Source organism: Luteolibacter sp. Y139, from assembly GCF_038066715.1.
Taxonomy (GTDB): domain Bacteria; phylum Verrucomicrobiota; class Verrucomicrobiia; order Verrucomicrobiales; family Akkermansiaceae; genus Haloferula; species Haloferula soli.
This window is the reverse complement of sequence record NZ_JBBUKT010000009.1, coordinates 58,703-79,056: the sequence shown is the minus strand read 5'-3', so window position 1 is coordinate 79,056 and position 20,354 is coordinate 58,703. Positions and strand designations below refer to the sequence as shown.

Below are 20,354 nucleotides of genomic sequence, written 5' to 3'. Positions count from 1 at the left end.
CGCGATGCTAGACGGAGTCACGTCGACCGCAGTCGCGAACAAGACCGAGCGGCTGCTTCGCCTCGCCACGGGGTTCGTTGGCGTCGTTCTTGCGGTCCTTGCTGGCTATCTGGCCCTGTTCCGGCTCGGCGGAGATGTCCGGACGTTGAGCTATGACATTCCGTTCACACTGCGCTCTGACATCCCGTTCACCGCGGGCCACCGAAGCGCGAGCTTTGACGACGTGCGCATCGTCTACATCGATGAGCTCGACGGCTCCTTCGTGAACCGCAGCGCGCAATCGAAGCTGCTGGATCTCCTGAACGAGGCGGGTGCACGCGCCGTGGTCTATGATTTGATCTTCGATCGCCCCTCGGATGATCCGGCAATCGATCGTGAATTCGCCGCGGCGATGCTGCGGTTCCGAGGAGTGGACGAAAATCTAACGCCGGTTCCGGGCAAGATTCAGCGGCCCGTCTTGCTCGCCTGTGGACGGAAGTTGCTGAACCAAACCGGCGACAACACCCAAAAGTTCGACGTTATCGGCGAACAATTGATCCCGCCCAACGACGAGTTGCTGGCCGCGGCCGATGACTTCGGCCTCGTGGCACTTTCCCACGATAAGAAATTCACGGTGCGCGAACTCAGCACCGGCACCCCCGACGAACCATCCCTGACATGGAAGGCCGCAGTCGCCTTGGGAGCACCTCTGACCGAGCCGATCCGCCAAAGACCGCGCTGGGTGAACTACGCGGGGCCACCGAACTCCATTCCCTCTTACAATGCCTCCGACTTGGTGCGTGGCGGTGTTCCATCCTTCCTCCGTGACAAGGTCGTCGTCGTGGGGGCGAAGCCAGGGATGGTGGGAGCTGCCGCGGGGATCGACCTTTTCTCAACTCCCTTTCACCGCCTCGACGTGGGCGGAAACCTTGCCCTGATGAGCGGCGTGGAAGTGCAGGCGACGCTGCTGGCAAACCTGCTCCGGAACAACTGGCTGGTCAGCTCCTCGGAGGGAAGCGACCTGTGGCTGATCAAGATCGCCGGCCTACTCGCCGGCGCCCTTTTCGCCTGGCTGCGTCCGGCACGCGGGTTTCTCACCGCGGCACTGCTCATCGTGGCCTTGATCGCCGCCGGAACCCTCTGTGTGCACTTCCACCGCTTCTGGTTCCCTTGGAGCGTCCTCGCCTTCCTCCAAATCCCGGTGGCGCTCGTCTGGGGCACGGCGTCGCATTTCTACATCGAGCGCTTCTTCCGCGCGAAGCTGACCGAGGAACAGCGCCAGCTCCGCGAGGCCTTCGCGAAATATCTCTCGCCGCAGATGCTCGACCGCCTCACCGCGGAGGGTTTCCGCATGAAGGTCGGCGGCGAGAAGGTCGAGGCAGCGATCCTCTTCACCGACATCGAGGACTTCACGAACATGTCCGAGCGCGTCGGCGATCCGGAGAAGATCGTGAGCACGCTCAACGAGTACTTCGAGCGCACCACCAGCCACGTGTTCGACGACGATGGCGTGGTCATCAAGTTCATCGGCGACGCGATTTTCGCCGCATGGGGCGCGCCTCTTCCAGAGCCACAGTCAGCACCCAAGGCCGCCCGCGCCGCTTGGAAGCTCTCCCAGAGCAGCAAGGACATCATCAATGGCGAGCGCCTCAATACCCGCATCGGACTGCATTTCGGCGAAGTCGTGGCGGGGAACATCGGCAGCATGCGGCGCGTCGACTACACCATGATCGGCGATGCGGTGAACTTGGCCGCACGTCTGGAGTCGCTGAACAAGATGCTCGGCACCTCGATCCTCATGAGCGATGAGGTCCAGCGCCGTCTCGGTGACGAATTCGTCACCCGCAAGGTCGGCCACTTCCGGGTGAAGGGTCGTCGGGAGATTACGATCATCCACGAACTGCTCGGTCCGGCGGTCCATGGAACCCCGGAATGGATCGGCATTTATCACCAGGCGCTCGCGGCACTCGCAGAGGATCAACCCCATCAGGCATGCGAGCTGTTCATGAAGACCTCCGCCAGCAAGGGCGAGAAGGATGGACCCAGCTCATTCTTCATGAAGCGGCTTGATGCCGGAGAGGCTATCCCCGGCGGTATCGTCGAGATGACTGAGAAATGAGCCCCACTTAAGCATCTAGGGATGCGGGTTTTGAACTTGTAAGATCATGCAAGTTTCTGAAACTTCCCGTTGCTGACCGTTGGTATTCAAAAGCCCCGGCAATTCACCCCCCGGCTCCCCCAGGCCGATGAATCACCCCGACTCCTTCTTCGCGATGCACCGCATCGCTCCGACTCTGCTTGAGGCATGTGCCGCAACCGGCGAGATGCGCCGCTGGTTTGCAGACACATTGCTGTCGCTCGTTGCTGGTTAGAAATCCCCTTTCCCCTCCCCGATCCATGCGCCGCATCCCCATCACGCTGGCCGCGCTGACCCTGCTTGCCACGGGTCTGCTCGCGGTATGGGCGTGGAAAGCCAAAACCCGGAATCCGTCTCCGACGGTCGCCGCGTCTTCTTCACCGCCGGCCAAGACCGAATCTTCCAAGCTGTCCGCCGATCCGATTTCCCCAGTGATGGATTTCCTGGGCGGTGCGCCTGACGCCACTGAAGTCCAGAACAAGTTCCAAGAGCTGAAGCGATCGCTGGCTGCGATGCCAAAGGATGAAGCAGTTGCGTTCATTCGTCAGTTTTTCGCCTCAGGCAATGATCGAGCCACCGGACTTTCCTTCGAAATCAATGGGGACGGATTAATGAAGGAGTGGCCGACGTTCCGGACCTTCCTGCTTGATGCACTGCTCTCCATCGACCCCGCGGCGGCGGCAGCCCTTTCTCGCGAGATCCTCACCACGCCGACCACCGCGGACGAGTGGGCACTGGCCCTGCGAAATATCGGGCGGGCCGAGAACGATCCCACCTTCCTCCGCTCGAAGGCCGAGGAACTCATCACCAACCCCGCGTGGCAGGCGGACCCATCGATCGGCTATCTGAATGCCTTCGATGTTCTCGTCCACGTCGACGCCACCGGGAGCACGCCGCTGCTGTCGTCACTGATCCAGCGCAAGGACCGGCGCGATCTCGCTCACGCCGGTTTCCTCACGCTCGACCGCCTCGTGCAGCGTCAGCCGGTGGATGAGCTCACGCGACTCGCCACCGACACGGCGCTGCAACAAAGCCGCCCTGAAATGGTCGCCCAGCAATTCGCCCGCGCTGATCTCCGTGATCCCGCGCAGCAAACGCTTGTGAAAGCGTGGTTGCTCGATCCCGCCCGCAAGCCCACCGAGCTGCGCGCCTTTGCCGGCGTGTATCCGAACAACAACCAGTTCGTCTCGAATAACCTCCTCACCCGCCAGGCCGCGCAGACCGGCGACGATCTCGCCGCGCATGATCGCGAGGCCCTGACGGTGCTCACCTCCTGGCAAAACGACCCCGCGTTTTCCGCCGTAAAGGAACACCTCACGGCGATGGTCTCCCGCCTCAATGGCTTTGTCGGCACCCGCACTTCCCCCACTCCTCCCCCAGCAGAATAGCGCCATGCTCCAATTCCCCCACATCCCGCGTGCCTTCCGCACCGCCATCGGATGCGCGGCATTGCTCGCCTCCGCAGCATCGGCTGCCGAGCCAGTGCCATTCGCTTGGACCGACGCCGTCGATGGCGCTTGGAGCGACGCCACGAAATGGACCAGCGCCGACAGCAGCGCCCCCGCCGCCGCCGGTCTCGCTACCTATGAGATCGAGTTTTCTCCCGTCGGCACCTACACCGCGAATCAGGACCAGAATGCGGGCTTCCTTCTCAATCGCCTGACCTTCGGCGGCTCCACGGTGACCGTCTCGGGAAATGCGCTGCAGTTCACCACCAATGGTGCATCGCTTCCGGAGATCCGTCAGAACGGTGATGCGGAAGCGATCGTCGATGTGCCACTCGGCCTCGGTGCCGATCTGAGTTTCGGCGGCACTGGCACCGCAACGGTGACCCTGAATGGCGCTCTCACCGGCAATGGTGCCCTCACCAAGAATGGCGCCGCCCTACTTTCCCTCACCGGTGCCAATAGCTACCGCGGCAACACCACCATCACCGAGGGCACGCTGCGGCTCGCCCAACCGAATACCGGCAATGACAAATCCGTGGTCTCGATCGCGGCAGGAGCAACGCTCGATCTGAACTTCATCGGCAGCGACACGGTGGCGACACTGGTTCTCGGCGGGGTGCCGCAACTGGACGGCCTCTACAATGCCGCGAACACGGGCGGCGCGATCACCGGCACCGGCTCCTTGCTAGTCGTGACTCCACCGACATGGGCGGATGCAAAGCTCTCTTCCTTCATCATCGGCAGCTCCGTTTTGTCACCGGCCTTCAGTCCGCTGACGGGCACGTATTCCACCACGGTCGCCAACACGGTGACCACCATCACGGTGAAGCCCACCGCTTCCGGCGAGGACGCGACCATCACCGTGAACGGCAACAACGTCGCTTCCGGTGCCACCAGCAATCCCATCGGCCTCGCCGTGGGACCGAACCTCATCACCACACTGGTCCGCGCCAAGGACGGCGTCACCACGCGGACCTACACGGTCAACGTCAACCGCGGCTCGGCGGCGACGGTGGCCACCACCCCTGCGGTGGTCATTGATGCGACGCGCGCCACGCTGAACGGCACTACCAATCCCTTCGGTGCCGCCACGGTCTATTTCGAATATGGCCCGACCGCCGCTTTCGGCAGCCGCACGCCGGACCGCGATCTTTCCGGAAACACGCTGCGGACCTTTGCCGCCAGCGTGAACGGCCTGAGCGGCGCGACGACGTATCAGTTCCGCTCCGTGCTGGTGAACCCCGCGGGTACTATCTACGGCGACACGCGCCAATTCACCACCGCACCGAATCCGCCGGTGGCCGCGACCGGCTCGCCGGCGAACATCACGACTTCCACCGCCACGCTGGTGGGTGCGGTGAATCCGAATGGCGTGCAAGCATCGGCCTATTTCGAATACGGCCTCACCACCGCCTACGGCCAATCCACGCCGGTGCAGAAGATCACGGCGGGCTTCAATACGGTGGCCGTGCAGGCACCGAACCTCTCGCTGATCGCCGGTGCCTCGTATCACTACCGCCTCGTCGCCAGCAACACCGCCGGGACCGCCTTCGGCAATGATGTGATCTTCACGGTCACCACCGGCGGCGGCAGTGGCACCGCCAGCGCGGTTCCGACCGTCACGACCGGTGCTGCGGGTGGAGTCGCCACCGAGTCCGCGATCCTTCAGAGCAGTGTGAATGCGAATGGCGGCACCACGCTGGTGAAGTTCGAATACGGTCTCACCGCGTCGCTCGGCACCTCTACCTCGCAACAGGGCATTGGCAACGGCACCGATCCGGTAGACGTGGCGCGTTCCATCACTGGCCTGCTCCCAGGCACTCTCTACTACTATCGCGTCTCCGCCTCAAACGGGCTCGGAGCGAGCAATGGCGACACGCTAACCTTCACCACCGCTTCGCCCGCACCCACCGCGGTGACCGGCGAATCCACGGTGCTGACCACCACGACCGTCCGCATCGATGGCTCTGCCCGTGCCCGTGGTGCCGATGCCGAGGTGTGGATCGATTACGGCACGGACGGCATCATTTTCGATAGCGTGCGCGCCACTCCCGGCACGGTGAGCGGCGATGGCGTGATCCCGATCAGCGCGGAACTGGATGAACTCGCGCAAGGCGTGACCTATCACTACCGCGTGCGCGCGGTGGGGCCGGGCGGCACCGGTAACGGCGAAACCAAGACCTTCGATGTCGAATCACTCTCCGGCCTGATCCAACAATTCCCACCCGGCGTGCCGCTCGCGGATCGCCGCGGCTCGGTGGACGTGACGTTGAGCCCGGCCGACATCGGCGGCGGTTGGCGTTTCGCCGGTGAGCAATTCTGGCGTGCCTCCGGTGTTCCCGCGACGGGGCTGACGACGGGCGACCGAGTGATCGAATACCGTCCTGTCGCAGGCTACGTCCAACCGGCCACTGAAGCAGTCGCCGTGGCCAGCGTGGTCACGCCGCTTGCTCTAGCCCGCACCTACACTCCCTCCGGCACGCCCGGCAGCGGCAGCGTGACGGTGACTCTCAAGCCACAGAACCTGACCGAAGATGAAGCTCCCGCGCGCTGGAAATTCTACGGAGAAGATGACACCGCCTGGAGAGAGAGTGGCGTCACCGTTGCCGACCTCGTCCCTGGAGAATACGTGATCCTTTGCAAGCCGATCACCGGTCGAGCCACGCCGGCACCGGTCACCGCGACGGTGGACGATGGCCAGAACACTGCGGTTACCATCACTTACTACATCGCCGAAGAAGCGATCGGAACGGCGCCCACGATGGTTCCCTTTGAGGCGGTGTCGACCGACGCCTCGGTGCCGAATGGCTTTGTCGGGCAGATCCGCAGCGACGCAGGATCGGGCACTGGCTTCGTGGTTCGTCCAAAGGTGGTCGTCACGGTCGGCCACGCGGTGTTCGACGACGGCACGCTTTCGATCGCCACCGGTTTGCAGTGGCTGTTCCAACATGATCGTGGCGTGCACTCTCCGGTGCCGAAGATTCCGCGCGGTCACTACCTGATGACCGGCTACGCGGCACAGCGAGCGCTCGACAACTCGCCCGGCGTTTCTTCCCCGCAGTCGCAGAATCTCGACGTGGCGACGATGTTCTTCCTCGAAGACGTGGGCCGCGGTGGCTTCAGCGGTTTCCTCGCCAGTGACAACCTGACGAACGAGTTCCTGCTCTCCGATTCGCTCAAGACGCTCACCGGTTATCCCATCGACGGCACTTCCGAAGCCGACCTCGACCGGATGCACGCGACGCCACCGGCGGCCGTGACCTTTGCGAAGGGCTTCGAGCGTACTTACACGACTTCGGACATCCGTGCGAGCGGTGGTGCTTCGGGCGGACCGCTGTGCGTTCTCTCGAATGGTGCCTATTATCCGGCCGCAGTTTATCTCGGCGGCACCGGCCAGACGGTCGTGCGATCCTTCGATAGCGACGTGGTGGAAATGATCGGCTTCGCCAGCGATAGCTCGGGCGATGGCGTCGGAGCTAGCGGCGGTGGAGGCACCAGCACCTTGGTGGAGGACTATGATGAGCCCACGCTCGGCGGACTGAAAGTCGTGATCGAGCCCGCCGCAGCCCGCAATGCCGGTGCCGGATGGCGCATCAATCCGGCGGCGGCCTATCAACCCTCCGGCTCGCAGCTCGATGACCTTTCGCCCGCTGAATACGAGGTGAGCTTCCCGACGATCGCCGGCTTCGTGCCGCCGGTGACCGAGTCCGTGACTCTGGAGGAAGGCAAGCTCACCACACTGACCTTCACCTACGAATCGGTGGTAGTTGCTCCGGTGATCACCTCGGCGGCGACCGTTTCCGGCAATCGCGGCGAGGCGCTTTCCTACCAGATCACGGCGGATCATTCGGCGGTGCTCTTCACACTCCGCGGCGTGCTGCCGCAGGGCCTCAGCTTTGATGGCTCGAACGGCCTGATCTCGGGTATCCCAACCGAAGCGGGCGTTTTCCCGGTGGTGATCGGCGCCAGCAACTCGGGCGGTGCGGATAGCCGCCCGCTCGTCATCACCACGCTGCCGCTGATCGCCAATCAGGCGGTCGCCGTGAACTACCTGGTGCCAATGAGCTATCAGGTGCTTTCGAGTGAAAGCGCAGGTGCCCAATGGTCGGCCACTGGCTTGCCACCCGGCACCAGTATTCATCCTGCGACCGGCATTATCAGCGGCACTCCGACGACACCGGCAGTGTATCCCGCGGTGGTGACGGTCACGACCCGCGGTGCTTCCGCCCATGCCACGGTGACGATCACCGTCAAAGGCATCGCTCCGCACATCACCCAGAACCCGGTGGCCTCGCGCAGTCTCCAGTATGGCACCACCACCACGCTGACGGTCGCGGCCACCGGTCTGCCGGAGCCGACCTTCCAATGGTATGAAGGCCCGTCCGGAAACACTGACGCACCAGTGCTGGGAGCCACCTCGCCGCTCTTCATGACGCCGCCGGTGACGGTCAACACCCGCTTCTGGGCACGCGCCTCCAGCATCAGCGGATCTGCCGACAGCTCGGCGACGGTGATCACCGTGCTGCCTTCCTCAAATGCCAACTTGATCGGCCTCTACACGAGCGAGGGTGACGTCAGCCCGATCTTCAACTTCGGCATCACCGCTTATTTCATCACGGTGCCGAATGATGTGCCTTCGATCCAGATCACGCCGATCGCCGAAGTACTGCAGTCCACGGTGAAAGTGGCCAATCAACTCGTGCCGGCAGATGCCGCCAGCGATCCGGTCACGCTGAGTCCGACCAGCACCGTCATTCCGATCGACGTGACGTCCGGCAACGGAAGCACCACCAAGCGCTACACGCTGACCGTGACGCGCTCGGCGCCGCCTTCCGTCGTCACCGGCACGGTGGCGGACGGCGGTGACAAGACAGCGACCCTGACCGGCACAGCGACGCCGAACGGCCCGGCGACCGTGTTCTTCCAATATGGCACCACGCCAACCTTCGGCAACGCAACCGCCGGGCAGGTGATCTCCGGCAATTCAGCGCTTGGCATCCAAGGCGGACTCTTTGGCCTCTTGCCGGAGGTGACCTACTACTATCGCATCGGTCTCACCACTTCGGCGGGAACCATCTTCGGCACCACGAAGAACTTCACGACCAAGCAATCGCCGCCGCTGGTCGCCACCGGCCAAGCGGTCGATGTGGCGGAAGGCAGCGTGAAGCTCGTGGGTGCGGTCGATCCGAATGGCACGGCCACTTCGGTGTATTTCGAGTGCGGGGAATTCGTCGGGCCATCCTGGTACCCCCAAAACACGCCGACGCAACAAGTCCCCGGCGGCAGCTCGGTGGTGGACATCGAGGCCACATTGACCGGGTTGCACGTGGGTGGGTCCTACGCCTACCGGCTGATCGGCATCAGCAGCTTCGGGCAGACCTCCGGCGAGTTCGTTTACTTCGTGGTCGGCCAAAGCGGATCCGGCACCGGGATCCCGACCACACTGCCAGTCGCCACCACGGAGGAGGCCCTGGATGTCACCGATACGAGCGCGCTGCTGCAGGGCACGGTGAATCCCCAGGGCGGCACGACCTTCACCCGCTTCGAATACGGCCTGACGACCGGCTACGGAAGCTCGACACCGGCCAGCGGAATCGGCAGCGGGACCGAAGACGCCACCGTGGTGCGGACCGCTTCGGGCCTGCTTCCCGGATCGACCTATCACTATCGTGTCGTCGCCTTCAACAGTCTCGGTATCACCTACGGTGAAGATCGCACTTTCGCCACCGGCCTGCAAACACCCATTGCAACAACCCTCGCGGCCTCGCCGCTTGAAGCGGGAGGCATTCGCGTCACCGGCACCGCCCGCGCACGCGGTGGTCCGGCGGAAGTTTACTTCGAATATGGCACCGATGGCGTTTCTTTCCCGAACCGCGTTCGAGCGACGGAACTCACGGTAAACGGTGATGACGACAAGCCGATCTCAGCCCCGCTCGATGGACTGCTGCCGCAGCAGACATACTATTATCGCTCACTCGCGATCCGGGCCGGTAACAACAACTCGTTCGGCATCGGCGAAACGAAGTCGTTCCGCAGCGATGCACTGGCGGGCTTGTTCCAGAAGTTCCCGCGCGAGCTTGACGAGACCGCTCACTCGGGCGAGCTGCAGGTGTTCCTCACACCGACCGGTCTCGGCAAGTGGCGCTTCGTCGGGGACATCGAATGGAAAGCCTCCGGTGCAGTGGCGAAGGGCCTCACGACAGGTGACCGCGAAATCGAATTCTTTCCCGAGCCCGGTCGGCTTCAGCCCGGACGTGAACTGATTGGCATCATCAGCGGAACGCCGCGCGTGGTAATCACCCGCGACTATCTCCAGTCCACCGTTCCCCGCAGTGGTGCGCTTCAAGTGTTCATGGAGCCGAAGAGCCGTACCCTTCCTTCGGTCCCGCTGGGGCAGCGGCCACAGTGGCGGCTCTCCGGCTTCAATGGCGGACCGTGGACCGAGTCGGGCGGCACGCTCACCGGCATCGCCCCGGGCAATCATCTGGTGGAATTCAAAGCGGCGCTGGATCTGGACGCACCCGCTCCGGTGAAGGTGCTGGTGGCCGATGGCGAAACCCGCACCTACACGTTCGCCTACGACCCCGACCTCGATGCCACCAAGGCAAGTTCGCTCCGCGAGCTGACCTTCGACACGATCTCGACGCGCCGGAATCTCCCCTATGCCTATGTCGGCCATTTGCGCACGGACTCGGGGTCCTTCAGCGGCTTCGTGGTGAAACCACGGGTCGTCGCCACGGTGGCGCAGGCCATGTTCGATGAGGTGACGCTTTCGCAGGTTCCCGGCGCGCAGTGGCTCTTCCAGCGCTCGCGCGAGGTGCATGAGCCGGTGCCGATGGTGCCTCGTGGCTTCTACGTCTTCGATGGCTATGCGGCCCAGCGTGCATCGGAGAATACTCCCGGCCAGCCCGGGATCGCCTCACAACGCTACAATGCCGCCGCCATTTACTTCGCCGGGGAGGCAGGCCGAGGCGGCTACTCCGGCTTCCTTTCCACCGATGGCGCGATACAGCCACTGGTGACAGCCACGACTCTCAAGACCGTGGTCGGTTATCCTTTCCGCGGCAGCGGATCGGCTGACGGCCGGGCCAAGATGAATGCGTTCCGCGCCACCGCGGCAGGCTATGTACCGGTCACCGAAGGTGTCTTCGGAACGGACAAGATTCACGCCCTCTCCGGCATGCTCGGCGGACCCGTCTGTGCCCAGCTCGACGGCGGAAGCTACTTCCCCGCTGGCATCTATGTCGGCGGAAACAATGCGCAGAATCTGGTCCGCTCGATCGACACCAGCGTGATCGATCTCTTCAACCGTGCGGAGATCACCGCGCAGACCGGCAACAACAACACCTCGGGCGGGATTTCGCTGACCAGCTACACGGCGATCTCGACCACGCTTAGCAAGGGTGCCCTGACGGTCATTCTGGAGCCAGCCGAGGCACGGGCCGCAGGTGCACTTTGGAAGCTGAACAATGAGGTCAGCTTCCTTGCCTCCGGCACTCGCAAGAACAACCTCACGGTCGCCCCCTACAACATCCAGCTCAAGGATGCACCCGGCTTCGTCACCCCGACGATGCAGACGGTCAACGTGCTGGGGAGCAGCCTGCTGACGGTGACGATCACCTACGCGCCGCAGGTTTCGGCAATCTCCTCGTGGCGCTCGGATCACTTCGGCACCACCGCGAATGCAGGAAACGCATCCGACAGCGAGGACCCTGACCACGACGGTAGCATCAACATCGACGAATACACCGCCGGTACCGATCCGAACAATCCGAACGACGTCTTCCGGGTCGGCTCCGTCACGCGCACGGGCAACTCCGTTTCCGTCGTGGTGCCGGCCAAGACCGGCCGGATCTACACCCTGCAGCGTCGCACGGATTTGACACCCGGAGCTTGGCAAGACGTCGTCACCGTGGGTCCGCCGGTGGCGAATGGAAATCTTACCCTCACCGATCCCGCGGCCATTGGAGACCGATGGTTCTATCAGGTGACGGTGGAGTCGGCGTCGCCATGACAGGATTACTCAACTCCGTTCGCCGATTTTCGGCCCGGAAAACGGAGATAGGTATTCGTCCTGCTCACGGGCGAAGACCTCCCGCATGAAATCCCCTGTAACCCAAGTTCTCAGAACCCTCCACCAGCGCTACGCCCCGGTCAGCGAGGGGAAGGTGGCCGACTATATCCCGGAACTCGCCAAGGCCGACCCGAACCTCTTCGGCATCTGCATCGCGACGCGTGACGGACACCTCTACGAGGTCGGCGACACGCGGCACAAGTTCACCATCCAATCGATCTCGAAGGCGCTGTCCTACGGCCTGGCCCTTGAAGACCGCGGTGAAGAACATGTGATTTCGCGGATCGGCGTGGAGCCCTCGGGCGATGCCTTCAATGCCATCAGCCTGAAACCCGGCAACGGCGCGCCCTTCAACCCGATGATCAATGCCGGGGCGATCGCGACCTGCGGGCAGGTCCTTAAGAAAGACGGCCTGTCTCGCATCGACCGCATCCGCGAGTACTTGTCTCGCTGCGCGATCGGCCAGCTCGACATTGACCAGCAGATCTATCAGTCCGAAAGCCAGACCGGCCACCGCAACCGGGCGATCGGCTGGATGCTGCGGAATTTCGACATTATCGACGAAGAACCCCGCGACATCCTGGAAACCTATTTTCAACAATGCTCGCTGCGCGTGACCTGCGCCGACCTCGCGGTGATGGGTGCCACGCTCGCCAACCAGGGTTGCAATCCCGTTACCGGCGAGCGGGCCATCGCCCATGAGTATGTGGACAATGTTCTCGGCGTGATGGCGAGCTGCGGGATGTACGATTGGTCCGGCGAGTGGATCTACCGGGTCGGCCTACCGGCCAAGAGCGGCGTCGGCGGCGGCATCCTCGCGGTGCTGCCCGGCCAGCTCGGCATCGGCGTCTTTTCCCCGCCGCTCGATGAGCAGGGCAACAGCGTCCGCGGCATCAAGGTCTGCATGGACCTCGCCCGCGAGCTCTCGCTGCACATGTTCAATCCCAGCGCGGTGCCGCAGCCAGCCCTGCGGCGCAGCTACAATGCCTCGCAGGTGAATTCGCGGCGGCGCTTGCCTGCTCCCGTTTTCAAGGCCCTGCGCAGCTACGGCGACCGCATCCGCGTCATGGAGCTCCAGGGGCCGCTGCTGTTCTCGACCTTCGAGCCCGTGATCCGGGAGCTGGTGAAGCAGGCCGCCTATTGCCAGCACATCATCCTGAACTTCGCCAATGTCTTCTCCGTGGACGGTGTTTCGCTGCGCATGCTCCGTGATGTGCGCGCGCAGCTCGAAGACGTCGGCGTGCGACTGCTCTGCTGCCATGCCGGTCGCCACGGCAAGGTACTGGAGGTCGCCGGGCTCGGCAATGACGCGCTTTTCCCGAGCGAAGACGCCGCGCTCGAGTTCTGCGAGGACGCCGTGCTGGAGAGGGTGATGCCGAACCACGTGCCCGACGCACCACCGGTGCCTCTATCCAAGTGCTCGCTGTTTTCGACCTGCGATGAAAAGGAGCTGCAGCTTCTGGAAAAGCGCATGGAGCATCGCGAATTCAAGGCGGACGAAACGATCATCCACACCGGCGGCACGGCCGATGAGCTTTTCGTGCTGACCGATGGCACCGTGGAAGTCCGGTTGCTGTTAGGAAACAACCGCTACCAGCGTCTCGATGTCTTCTCCGCCGGCATGAGCTTCGGCGAACTCGCCTTCCTCGATGGCTCACCGCGCTCGGCCGATGTCGTGACCACGGCACCGGTCACCTGCCGCGTCATCCAGCGCGCGCTCTTCGATGAGATGGGCCACGAGTATCCAGCCTTGAAAGCCAAGATCCTGAAACAATTCGCCCTGCTGCTCTGCGAACGGCTGCGGCAGGCCAATATCGAGATCTCCGCCTTACGAGGTTGACCGAATTTCCTGCTAGTCGAGGGCCGTCCGACACGCCAACGTCGGTCGATTCCCATGAGTTCGTCTCCCCTTTCGGAACTGCCCGCCATCGGCTTCCTCGCCGAGATGGATGCCTCCCACCGCGAGTTTCTCGCGTCCTTCGGTAAATTCGTCCGCCCGCATGATGGCGAGTCGCTGATCGAAGAAGGCAAGCCACAGCACAATCTCTACCTCATCCTGTCCGGCATGCTGCACGTGGTGTCGCATGCGGGCGGCCGGAATATCCTCGTCGCCACGCTCGGATCGGGCGATTCGCTGGGCGAGGTCAATGTCTTCGATCCCGGCACCGCCAGCGCTTCGGTCATCGCGCGCAGTGAGTGCCTGATCTGGCAGATTTCGGAAACCGAGTTGGCATCCTTGTTCGAGGCTGACCCGGTGGTCGGCATCGAGTTCATGAAGGGCCTGCTCCGCCTCGAAGGAAAGCGGATCCGCGCCATGAATGCCAAACTCGCCGACTCGGAAGAGAAGTCGGCGCTGCATAGCTTCTGGAGACCGACTGCGTGAGCATCCTCCTCCAGAGCGGACCGCTCGCCCTGTTTTTCGCGTTCGCCATTTCGCACGCGCTGGCGGACTTCCCGCTCCAAGGCGACTACCTGGCCCGCACCAAGCAGCGCAAGCAGGCGGGCACGCTTGCCGAGTGGCTGATCTCCCTTACGGCCCACTCGCTCATCCACGCAGGCGGCGTCTGGCTCGTCTCCGGCAGCGTGATCCTCGGCGCGACGGAGCTGGCGCTCCACTGGCTCATCGATCTCGGCAAGGGCGAGGGATGGTATGGCTACGTTACCGATCAAGTCCTCCACATCAGCTGCAAGGCCATCTACGTAGTCCTCCTGGCGAAAGGACTGATCGCCGTCTGAGCGAACGTCCGGCTTGGCCCCCGATTTGCTGCATTTCCGCCGATGAACCCGTTCCTCGACATCATCGCCGGCCACCCGGTCCGCGAACTCGCGGCGGGCGAGTTCGTGCTGAAGCAGGATGAACCCTGCCCTTCCCTCTACGTCTTGCTTGAGGGCGAGGTGGAAGTGCTGCGTGACGACGTCCGCGTCGCGAAGATCTCCGAAGTCGGTGCCGTCTTCGGGGAAATGTCGCTGCTCCTCGGTGGTCCCTGTACCGCCAGCGTGAGGACCTTGACCGCAGCACGGATCACCACCGTCGACGAACCCCGAGCCTTCCTCGCCAGCTCACCGGCCGCCTGCCTGCACATCGCGGAGCTGCTGGCCCATCGCATTGATGCGCTCAATCACTACCTCGTGGACGTGAAACATCAGTACGAAGGCAACGATCATATCGGCATGGTGGACGATGTGCTCAGCACCCTGATGCACCGCCATCCAAAGCGTAAGACGAAGAACTGATCCCAGCGAATTGCTTGCGCGATACGCTTCCTTCCTACCCCACCAAGCTCCGCTCCTCCACACCCTCGACCGAGTGCCAGCTCACCTCCTGCCGGTCCAAGTCAAAGCGTAGCGCCGTCGGGCTCGCCCCGATTTGCTTTCCAGGATTGAAGGCCCACGTCTCGCCGATCCGATCGATCCACGAGCCCTGCGCATAAAAGGGCGCATTATGGATATGCCCCGATAGGACAATGCTTGGTGAAAAGCGCGCGATCCACTCGGTCAGTGTCGCGTCGCCTATGAACTGCTTGCCCGTCCAGCTCAACGGACCTTCCGGCGCCGCGTGATAGACCCACACCCACGGCGTCCCCGGTGGCGGCACGGCGGCGATCAATTGCTGCTCCACCTCCGCCCGGCTCACCGGACCATCCCACCACGGGCAAACGGTGATGCGCATGCCCGCCACATCCAGCGAGTCGCCATCAACGTGCAGCCGGTCGCCTCTCATCTCGCCGATCCAGTGCGCACGCGACTCGCCGTTGGCATCGTGGTGGTCTCCATCGTGATTGCCCGAGCTGACAATGAGGCGGGTGAGCTTGCTGAGCTTATGGAGATACTTTTCCACCACCACCACCTGGAGATCCGTATCCAGTGCCCCGGCGAGGTCGAGCAAATCGCCGCCGATGATCAGCGCGTCACACTCGGCGGCATTCGCGGCCAGCCAATCGAACTGCTTGAGCGCATAGTGCAGGTCGGCGACGAACAGGAGCTTCATGGGGAGTGAAGGAAGGGTCAGGGGATCACTTCACTCCGATTCTCCAGGCGTGCAAGCTGTTCGCATGTCTTCTCGGCGATGAGGTGGTTGTCCACCGCATCCAAGACCTCGAGCAGTTCGCGCGCCTCCAGCAGCCGCGGAGAGACCACATAGCTGGCTCCGGCAGCGTAAAGCGTGGACGCGTCGTCGAGCCGCTCGGCATGCACGATGATCTCGGCGCGTTCATTCAACGAGCGCACCTGCCGCAGCAGTCGGAGATTGGTCGAGCCACGCAGCACGCTGTCGGAGAGCGAACAGACGATCACCTCCGCATCGCCGATGCCGGCGTGCTCCAGGACATCGCGCTGGCTGACATCGCCATAGATCACCGTGATCCCGCGCGCGCGCAGTTTCGCCACCGTCTCGGGATTGAAATCGATCACCCGCAGCCGCGGCAGCAGCGTCGGCCGCTCGCGCTCGATCTCCTCCACCATGGAACTCGCGGTCCACAGGAACCCGAGCACGAAAATGGTGCCTCCCGAATGGTCGTGGCCCGCTTCAGCGCTGCCTTCCGGCAAGTCCGGCACCCCGAGTTTCGCGAGCCATGGAGAGACGCGCCGCACGATGCCATCGTTTCTCAAGATCCCATAGGTCGAGCCCACCGCGAGGAAGGCGAAGGCGAAGGCGGTGATGCTGATGGTCCGCTCGGAGACATCGCCGCTCCCTTTGCCGATCGCGAGCAGCACCAGCGCCAGCTCGCTGAGCTGGCTGAGATTGATGGCCGGCACCAGGCTCATGCGATGCCCCAGGCCCAGTTTCAGCAGCACTGGAATCACGCTCACCACTCGGGTAATGATGAGCACCGCGCTGAAGACCAGCATCCACAACAGGTAGTCCCATGTCGGCATCGGAATGATCATCCCGAGCGCGACGAAGAACAGCGTGACGAAGAAATCACGGATGCTGGTGACCTTCGCCACCACATCAAGCGTGTAAGGGAAGGTGGACAGCAAGACCCCGGCAAGCAGCGCACCCATCTCCCGCGACAAGCCGAGGTAGCTCGCGAAGCCGGCCATCGCAAAGCACCACGCCAATGCACCCACCAGCACCAACTCCGGCTGCCGGGCCACCAGCTTGAACACCGGCGGCAGCACGAAGCGGCTGACCGTGTAGGCCACGCCCACCAGCAGCGCCACCTTGCCGAATGCGACGGCCAACGGCGTGAACGCGGGATCCTTCAGGTTCGGCTGGACCGCGAGAAACAGGATCACGAACACGTCCTGCAGCACCAGGATGCCGACCGTGATACGCCCGGCGAGGGTCTCCAGCTCGCGCTTGTCGTGCAGCAGCTTCACGATGATGACCGTGCTGCTCATCGCCGCCGCCACCGCCAGGTAGAGCGCTTCCAGCTTGCTCGCCCCGGGGCCCAACCAGCTGAAAAGCAGCCATCCCAAGCCCACGCCGCCGAAGATCTGCACCAGCGCCGTGACCGTGATCGCCTTCCCGGACCCGAGCATCTTCTTCAGGTCCATCTCCAGCCCGATCATGAACAGCAGCAGCGCCAGCCCGATCTCCGAGATCGTCTGCACCGACTCCCGGTCCGTGATGAATCGCAGCCCATGCGGCCCGATCACAAACCCCGCGACCAAATACGCGATCAGCAACGGCTGCCGGACCACCCGACACACCACCCCCACCACCCAGGCGGCGATAATGCACGTCGCGATGTCAGTGACGATTCCGTGGTCCACTGGGCCGTGACCCTAGCGACCGGAGCGGAGGCGTCGATGCAGGAGTAGGTCTCTCTTTATTTCAGCTCTTCAAACTTCATTCCGTCGATCGCCACCGCCATGCCTGCACTGTGCACGACGCAGCCCAGCTCTCCAACGGAAGGATCCACTGGCAGGCGCAGGTAGGGCACTCCGTTCACCACCACTTCCGCTTCTTTCCCCAAGCGGATCAATTGGATGACGAACCCCCGCTTCCGATCGGCGATCGGCGCGGCCTTCCCTTCCTTGATCTGTTTCACCAACTCGCCCGTCTGCACTTCATTGAGAAGCGGCAGCGATCTCTGGGTGGGAATCTCGATCGGATTGATGCCCGCACTGAGGTAGAGGGTGCGGCCGTCCTTCACATCATTCCTCAGGCGCAGGCCTGCGACCGTCCATAGCGGAATCGAATACCGCCCGTCTTCCGCCGCCGCCTTTCTCTTCTTCAAATCGACCAGATAGAACGCGATCTCATTGAAGGTCCCCGGTGCCTGGATATCACCATAGCCACCGCGGATTTCCCAGACCACGTCCTTCACCGGCTTCTCCGGGGCAAAGCAATAGTCGTCGTAGTCCGGCAGTGGCTTTTGCGCGAAGTGGGTGCCATCCTTGAATCCCGCAGGGTCATCAATGCGATAGAAGCGCTCCCAACCATCCTTTACGGTGACGATGCTTGGCAGAAGGTCTGCCTTCTCCTTCGTCTTGATGCGTGAAACCAGTGACTCCTTGGGTGCCGACTTGGCCCATTCCTCCCAAGGCCCGATCATCTCCGCCTGCAGTTCCTCGCGAAAGCCATCCAGCTCCGCGATGCCCTTCCGAAGCAGCGCGTAGTCGCCCATGCCGAGCGCAAGCGTCCTGATACCGGATCGGTAGAAGCGCGGGATCTCTCCGTCCTTGGCCACCTCGGCAAGCACCTGATCCAACAAACTCTTGGCTCCCGCCTGATCCCCACGGTCGAGGGAGAGGATCGCACCATAGTAGCGGGAAAATGAATTCGCTGGCATTCCCTTCTTCACCGCCTGGGCGAGCGCGGTCTCCAGCAATTCACGATCGCCGGAATGCCATGCCTGCACCGCCACAAGCATGTCGCGATCCCACGCCCCTCTAGGGGCCTGCCGCAATAGATACTGTTCCGGGCGATGGGCATTGCTCGAATTGAAGCCCAACAGCCCGGCCTCGAATTGAAACGTCTTTCGCTCGCCGTCAGGAGAAACCGCCTCCACTTCGCGGCGTGGCTTGGCACCCGGCGGTGTTGGAAAACGCTGGCGATGATTCCATTGATCCTCGCCGTTGTACTTGTCGATGATCCAGCCCGCTTTCAGACCCGCCTTGTCCGCTTGGCTTCCCGCTGTCACGTCGTTCACAATCACCCCGAAGTCCGGAAGCTTTGAAGCCGCGACCTTCGCCGGGTCGAGCCTGCTCTGATCGAGGCGAGCCACGCGCCGGTCATACTCGGCTTGGAAAAGAACCTCCTTGAAGGATTCCTTTTGCCCGGCTGCTTCCACAGCCGACGGTTTTTCAGCCCGGACCGCCGGGATGAGGCTCCAAAGTGAAGAAGCCAGCACCACAGCGGAAAGATTCAGGCGAGTGATCCCAATCATCTTGCGGAGTTATCATACAGGCTCCGGCGTCGCTAGGGAAAGGTCCGGCATGGATTCGGGAGAATCAGGACCGACGAACCGGCGAAGAAGCACCGGTCAAAAAATCCAAAGGCCCGCATCCAAAATCTTGGATGCGGGCCTTTGGAATCGGGCTGGCGGGATTCGAACCCACGACCCCTTGCCCCCCAGGCAAGTGCGCTACCAGACTGCGCTACAGCCCGTTTACCTCGTCGGCGACGGGGCGGGCAGCCAATCAGGGCAAATCCCGGTTGGCAAGCGTTGAAAATCATGCATTTTCCCGCGCGCGATGGAACGGATCAAAACTGCGATTGTCGGAGCCAGTGGCTACACGGGGCAGGAACTCCTGCGCCTGTTGCTCGTGCATCCGCAGGTCGAATTGGTGGCGGCGACCTCCCGCCAGGAGGCAGGCAAGCCGCTGTCTTCCGTTTTCCCGCGCTACCGCAAGCTGCCGGGAGCCGAGCTTCCGTTCATGGAGCCGGACCCGGACGCCATCGCCGCGACCGGCGCGCAGGCGGCTTTTCTTGCTCTGCCCCACGGGGTGGCGGCCGAGATCGCTACCGCCCTGCTGGAGCGCGGGCTGAAGGTCATCGACCTCAGTGCCGACTTCCGGCTGAGCGATGTCGCCGTGTACGAGGAATTCTACGGCCACCCACATCCCGCACCAGCGCTGCTGGATGAGGCGGTCTATGGCCTGCCGGAAATCCACGGGGACGCGATCCGGGATGCGCGGCTGATCGCCTCACCTGGCTGCTACCCGACCAGCATCATTCTACCGCTAGTCCCGCTGCTAGAGGCCGGGCTGATCGATCCCGCCACCATCGTGGCGAACTCGATGAGCGGCGTGAGCGGCGCGGGCAAGAAGGCCGATGTCACGCTGCTCTTCTGCGAGTGCAATGAGAGCGTGCGCGCCTATGGCATCCCGAAGCACCGCCACCTGTCCGAGATCGAGCAGGAGCTCTCGATCGCGGCCGGCGAGAGCGTGGTGATCACTTTCATCCCGCACCTGATCCCGGTGAACTCCGGCATCGCCACGACCACCACGGCGAAGCTGAAGGAAGGCATCGATCCCTCCGCAATCGGGGAGACTCTGGAAAAAATGTATCGGGATGCCGCTTTCGTGCGTCTGCTAGGTAAGGGCGGCTGTGCCGACACCAAGAACGTGACCCGTACCAACTTCATCGACATCGGCTGGTCCTACGACGCGCGGACCGGGCGTGTGATTTTGACCAGTGCCGAGGACAACCTTGGTAAGGGTGCGGGATCGCAGGCGGTGCAGTCATTCAACCTCATCTTCGGCCTACCCGAGACAGCCGGGTTGCAAACGGCGTGAGATTTGTTCAGCGTCTCCGCCCCACACC

General features: G+C 63.1%; 11 protein-coding genes and 1 tRNA gene. 8 read left to right on the top strand and 4 right to left on the bottom strand.

The genetic code is table 11. The annotated features are described in order from the left end of the window. Nucleotides 1-4: 4 nt before the first annotated feature. The 7 genes from WKV53_RS20385 to WKV53_RS20355 all read left to right on the top strand — a co-directional run bounded on the left by WKV53_RS20385 (nucleotide 5) and on the right by WKV53_RS20355 (nucleotide 14,872). Nucleotides 5-2,098, top strand: coding sequence for a CHASE2 domain-containing protein (locus WKV53_RS20385; protein WP_341406642.1), 2,094 nt, complete (start codon nucleotides 5-7; stop codon nucleotides 2,096-2,098). A 278-nt stretch (nucleotides 2,099-2,376) separates the two neighbouring features. Further along, the gene (locus WKV53_RS20380) at nucleotides 2,377-3,504 is read left to right on the top strand and encodes a hypothetical protein (RefSeq protein WP_341406641.1); all 1,128 of its coding nucleotides are present in this window, start codon (nucleotides 2,377-2,379) and stop codon (nucleotides 3,502-3,504) included. 4 nt (nucleotides 3,505-3,508) lie between these two features. Continuing rightward, nucleotides 3,509-11,578 (top strand): cadherin-like beta sandwich domain-containing protein, encoded by an 8,070-nt coding sequence (locus WKV53_RS20375; RefSeq protein WP_341406640.1) that lies wholly within the window; start codon nucleotides 3,509-3,511, stop codon nucleotides 11,576-11,578. Between the two features lie 85 nt (nucleotides 11,579-11,663). Further along, nucleotides 11,664-13,478: a glutaminase A gene (gene glsA / locus WKV53_RS20370; RefSeq protein WP_341406639.1), complete on the top strand. Its 1,815-nt coding sequence runs from the start codon at nucleotides 11,664-11,666 to the stop codon at nucleotides 13,476-13,478. Between the two features lie 54 nt (nucleotides 13,479-13,532). Further along, nucleotides 13,533-14,021 (top strand): Crp/Fnr family transcriptional regulator, encoded by a 489-nt coding sequence (locus WKV53_RS20365; RefSeq protein WP_341406638.1) that lies wholly within the window; start codon nucleotides 13,533-13,535, stop codon nucleotides 14,019-14,021. Then, nucleotides 14,018-14,374 (top strand): DUF3307 domain-containing protein, encoded by a 357-nt coding sequence (locus tag WKV53_RS20360; RefSeq protein WP_341406637.1) that lies wholly within the window; start codon nucleotides 14,018-14,020, stop codon nucleotides 14,372-14,374. Before WKV53_RS20365 ends, WKV53_RS20360 begins: the two co-directional genes overlap by 4 nt. Before the next feature lie 42 nt (nucleotides 14,375-14,416). Further along, the gene (locus WKV53_RS20355; RefSeq protein WP_341406636.1) at nucleotides 14,417-14,872 is read left to right on the top strand and encodes a Crp/Fnr family transcriptional regulator; all 456 of its coding nucleotides are present in this window, start codon (nucleotides 14,417-14,419) and stop codon (nucleotides 14,870-14,872) included. 34 nt (nucleotides 14,873-14,906) lie between these two features. Here the strand turns inward: WKV53_RS20355 and WKV53_RS20350 are convergent, their stop codons facing one another. The 4 genes from WKV53_RS20350 to WKV53_RS20335 all read right to left on the bottom strand — a co-directional run bounded on the left by WKV53_RS20350 (nucleotide 14,907) and on the right by WKV53_RS20335 (nucleotide 19,196). Continuing rightward, on the bottom strand, nucleotides 14,907-15,626 hold the full coding sequence (locus WKV53_RS20350; protein WP_341406635.1) for a metallophosphoesterase family protein: 720 nt from the start codon (nucleotides 15,624-15,626) through the stop codon (nucleotides 14,907-14,909). Between the two features lie 17 nt (nucleotides 15,627-15,643). Further along, on the bottom strand, nucleotides 15,644-17,356 hold the full coding sequence (locus WKV53_RS20345; RefSeq protein ID WP_341406634.1) for a cation:proton antiporter: 1,713 nt from the start codon (nucleotides 17,354-17,356) through the stop codon (nucleotides 15,644-15,646). A 56-nt stretch (nucleotides 17,357-17,412) separates the two neighbouring features. After that, nucleotides 17,413-18,975, bottom strand: a complete 1,563-nt coding sequence (locus WKV53_RS20340) for a PDZ domain-containing protein (protein WP_341406633.1) — start codon at nucleotides 18,973-18,975, stop codon at nucleotides 17,413-17,415. Between the two features lie 147 nt (nucleotides 18,976-19,122). Next, nucleotides 19,123-19,196: transfer RNA gene (locus WKV53_RS20335), tRNA-Pro, on the bottom strand. Nucleotides 19,197-19,282: 86 nt separating this feature from the next. On the opposite strand from WKV53_RS20335, the gene argC reads away from it, so the two are divergent. Then, nucleotides 19,283-20,326, top strand: a complete 1,044-nt coding sequence (gene argC, locus WKV53_RS20330) for an N-acetyl-gamma-glutamyl-phosphate reductase (protein WP_341406632.1) — start codon at nucleotides 19,283-19,285, stop codon at nucleotides 20,324-20,326. Nucleotides 20,327-20,354 lie beyond the last annotated feature (28 nt).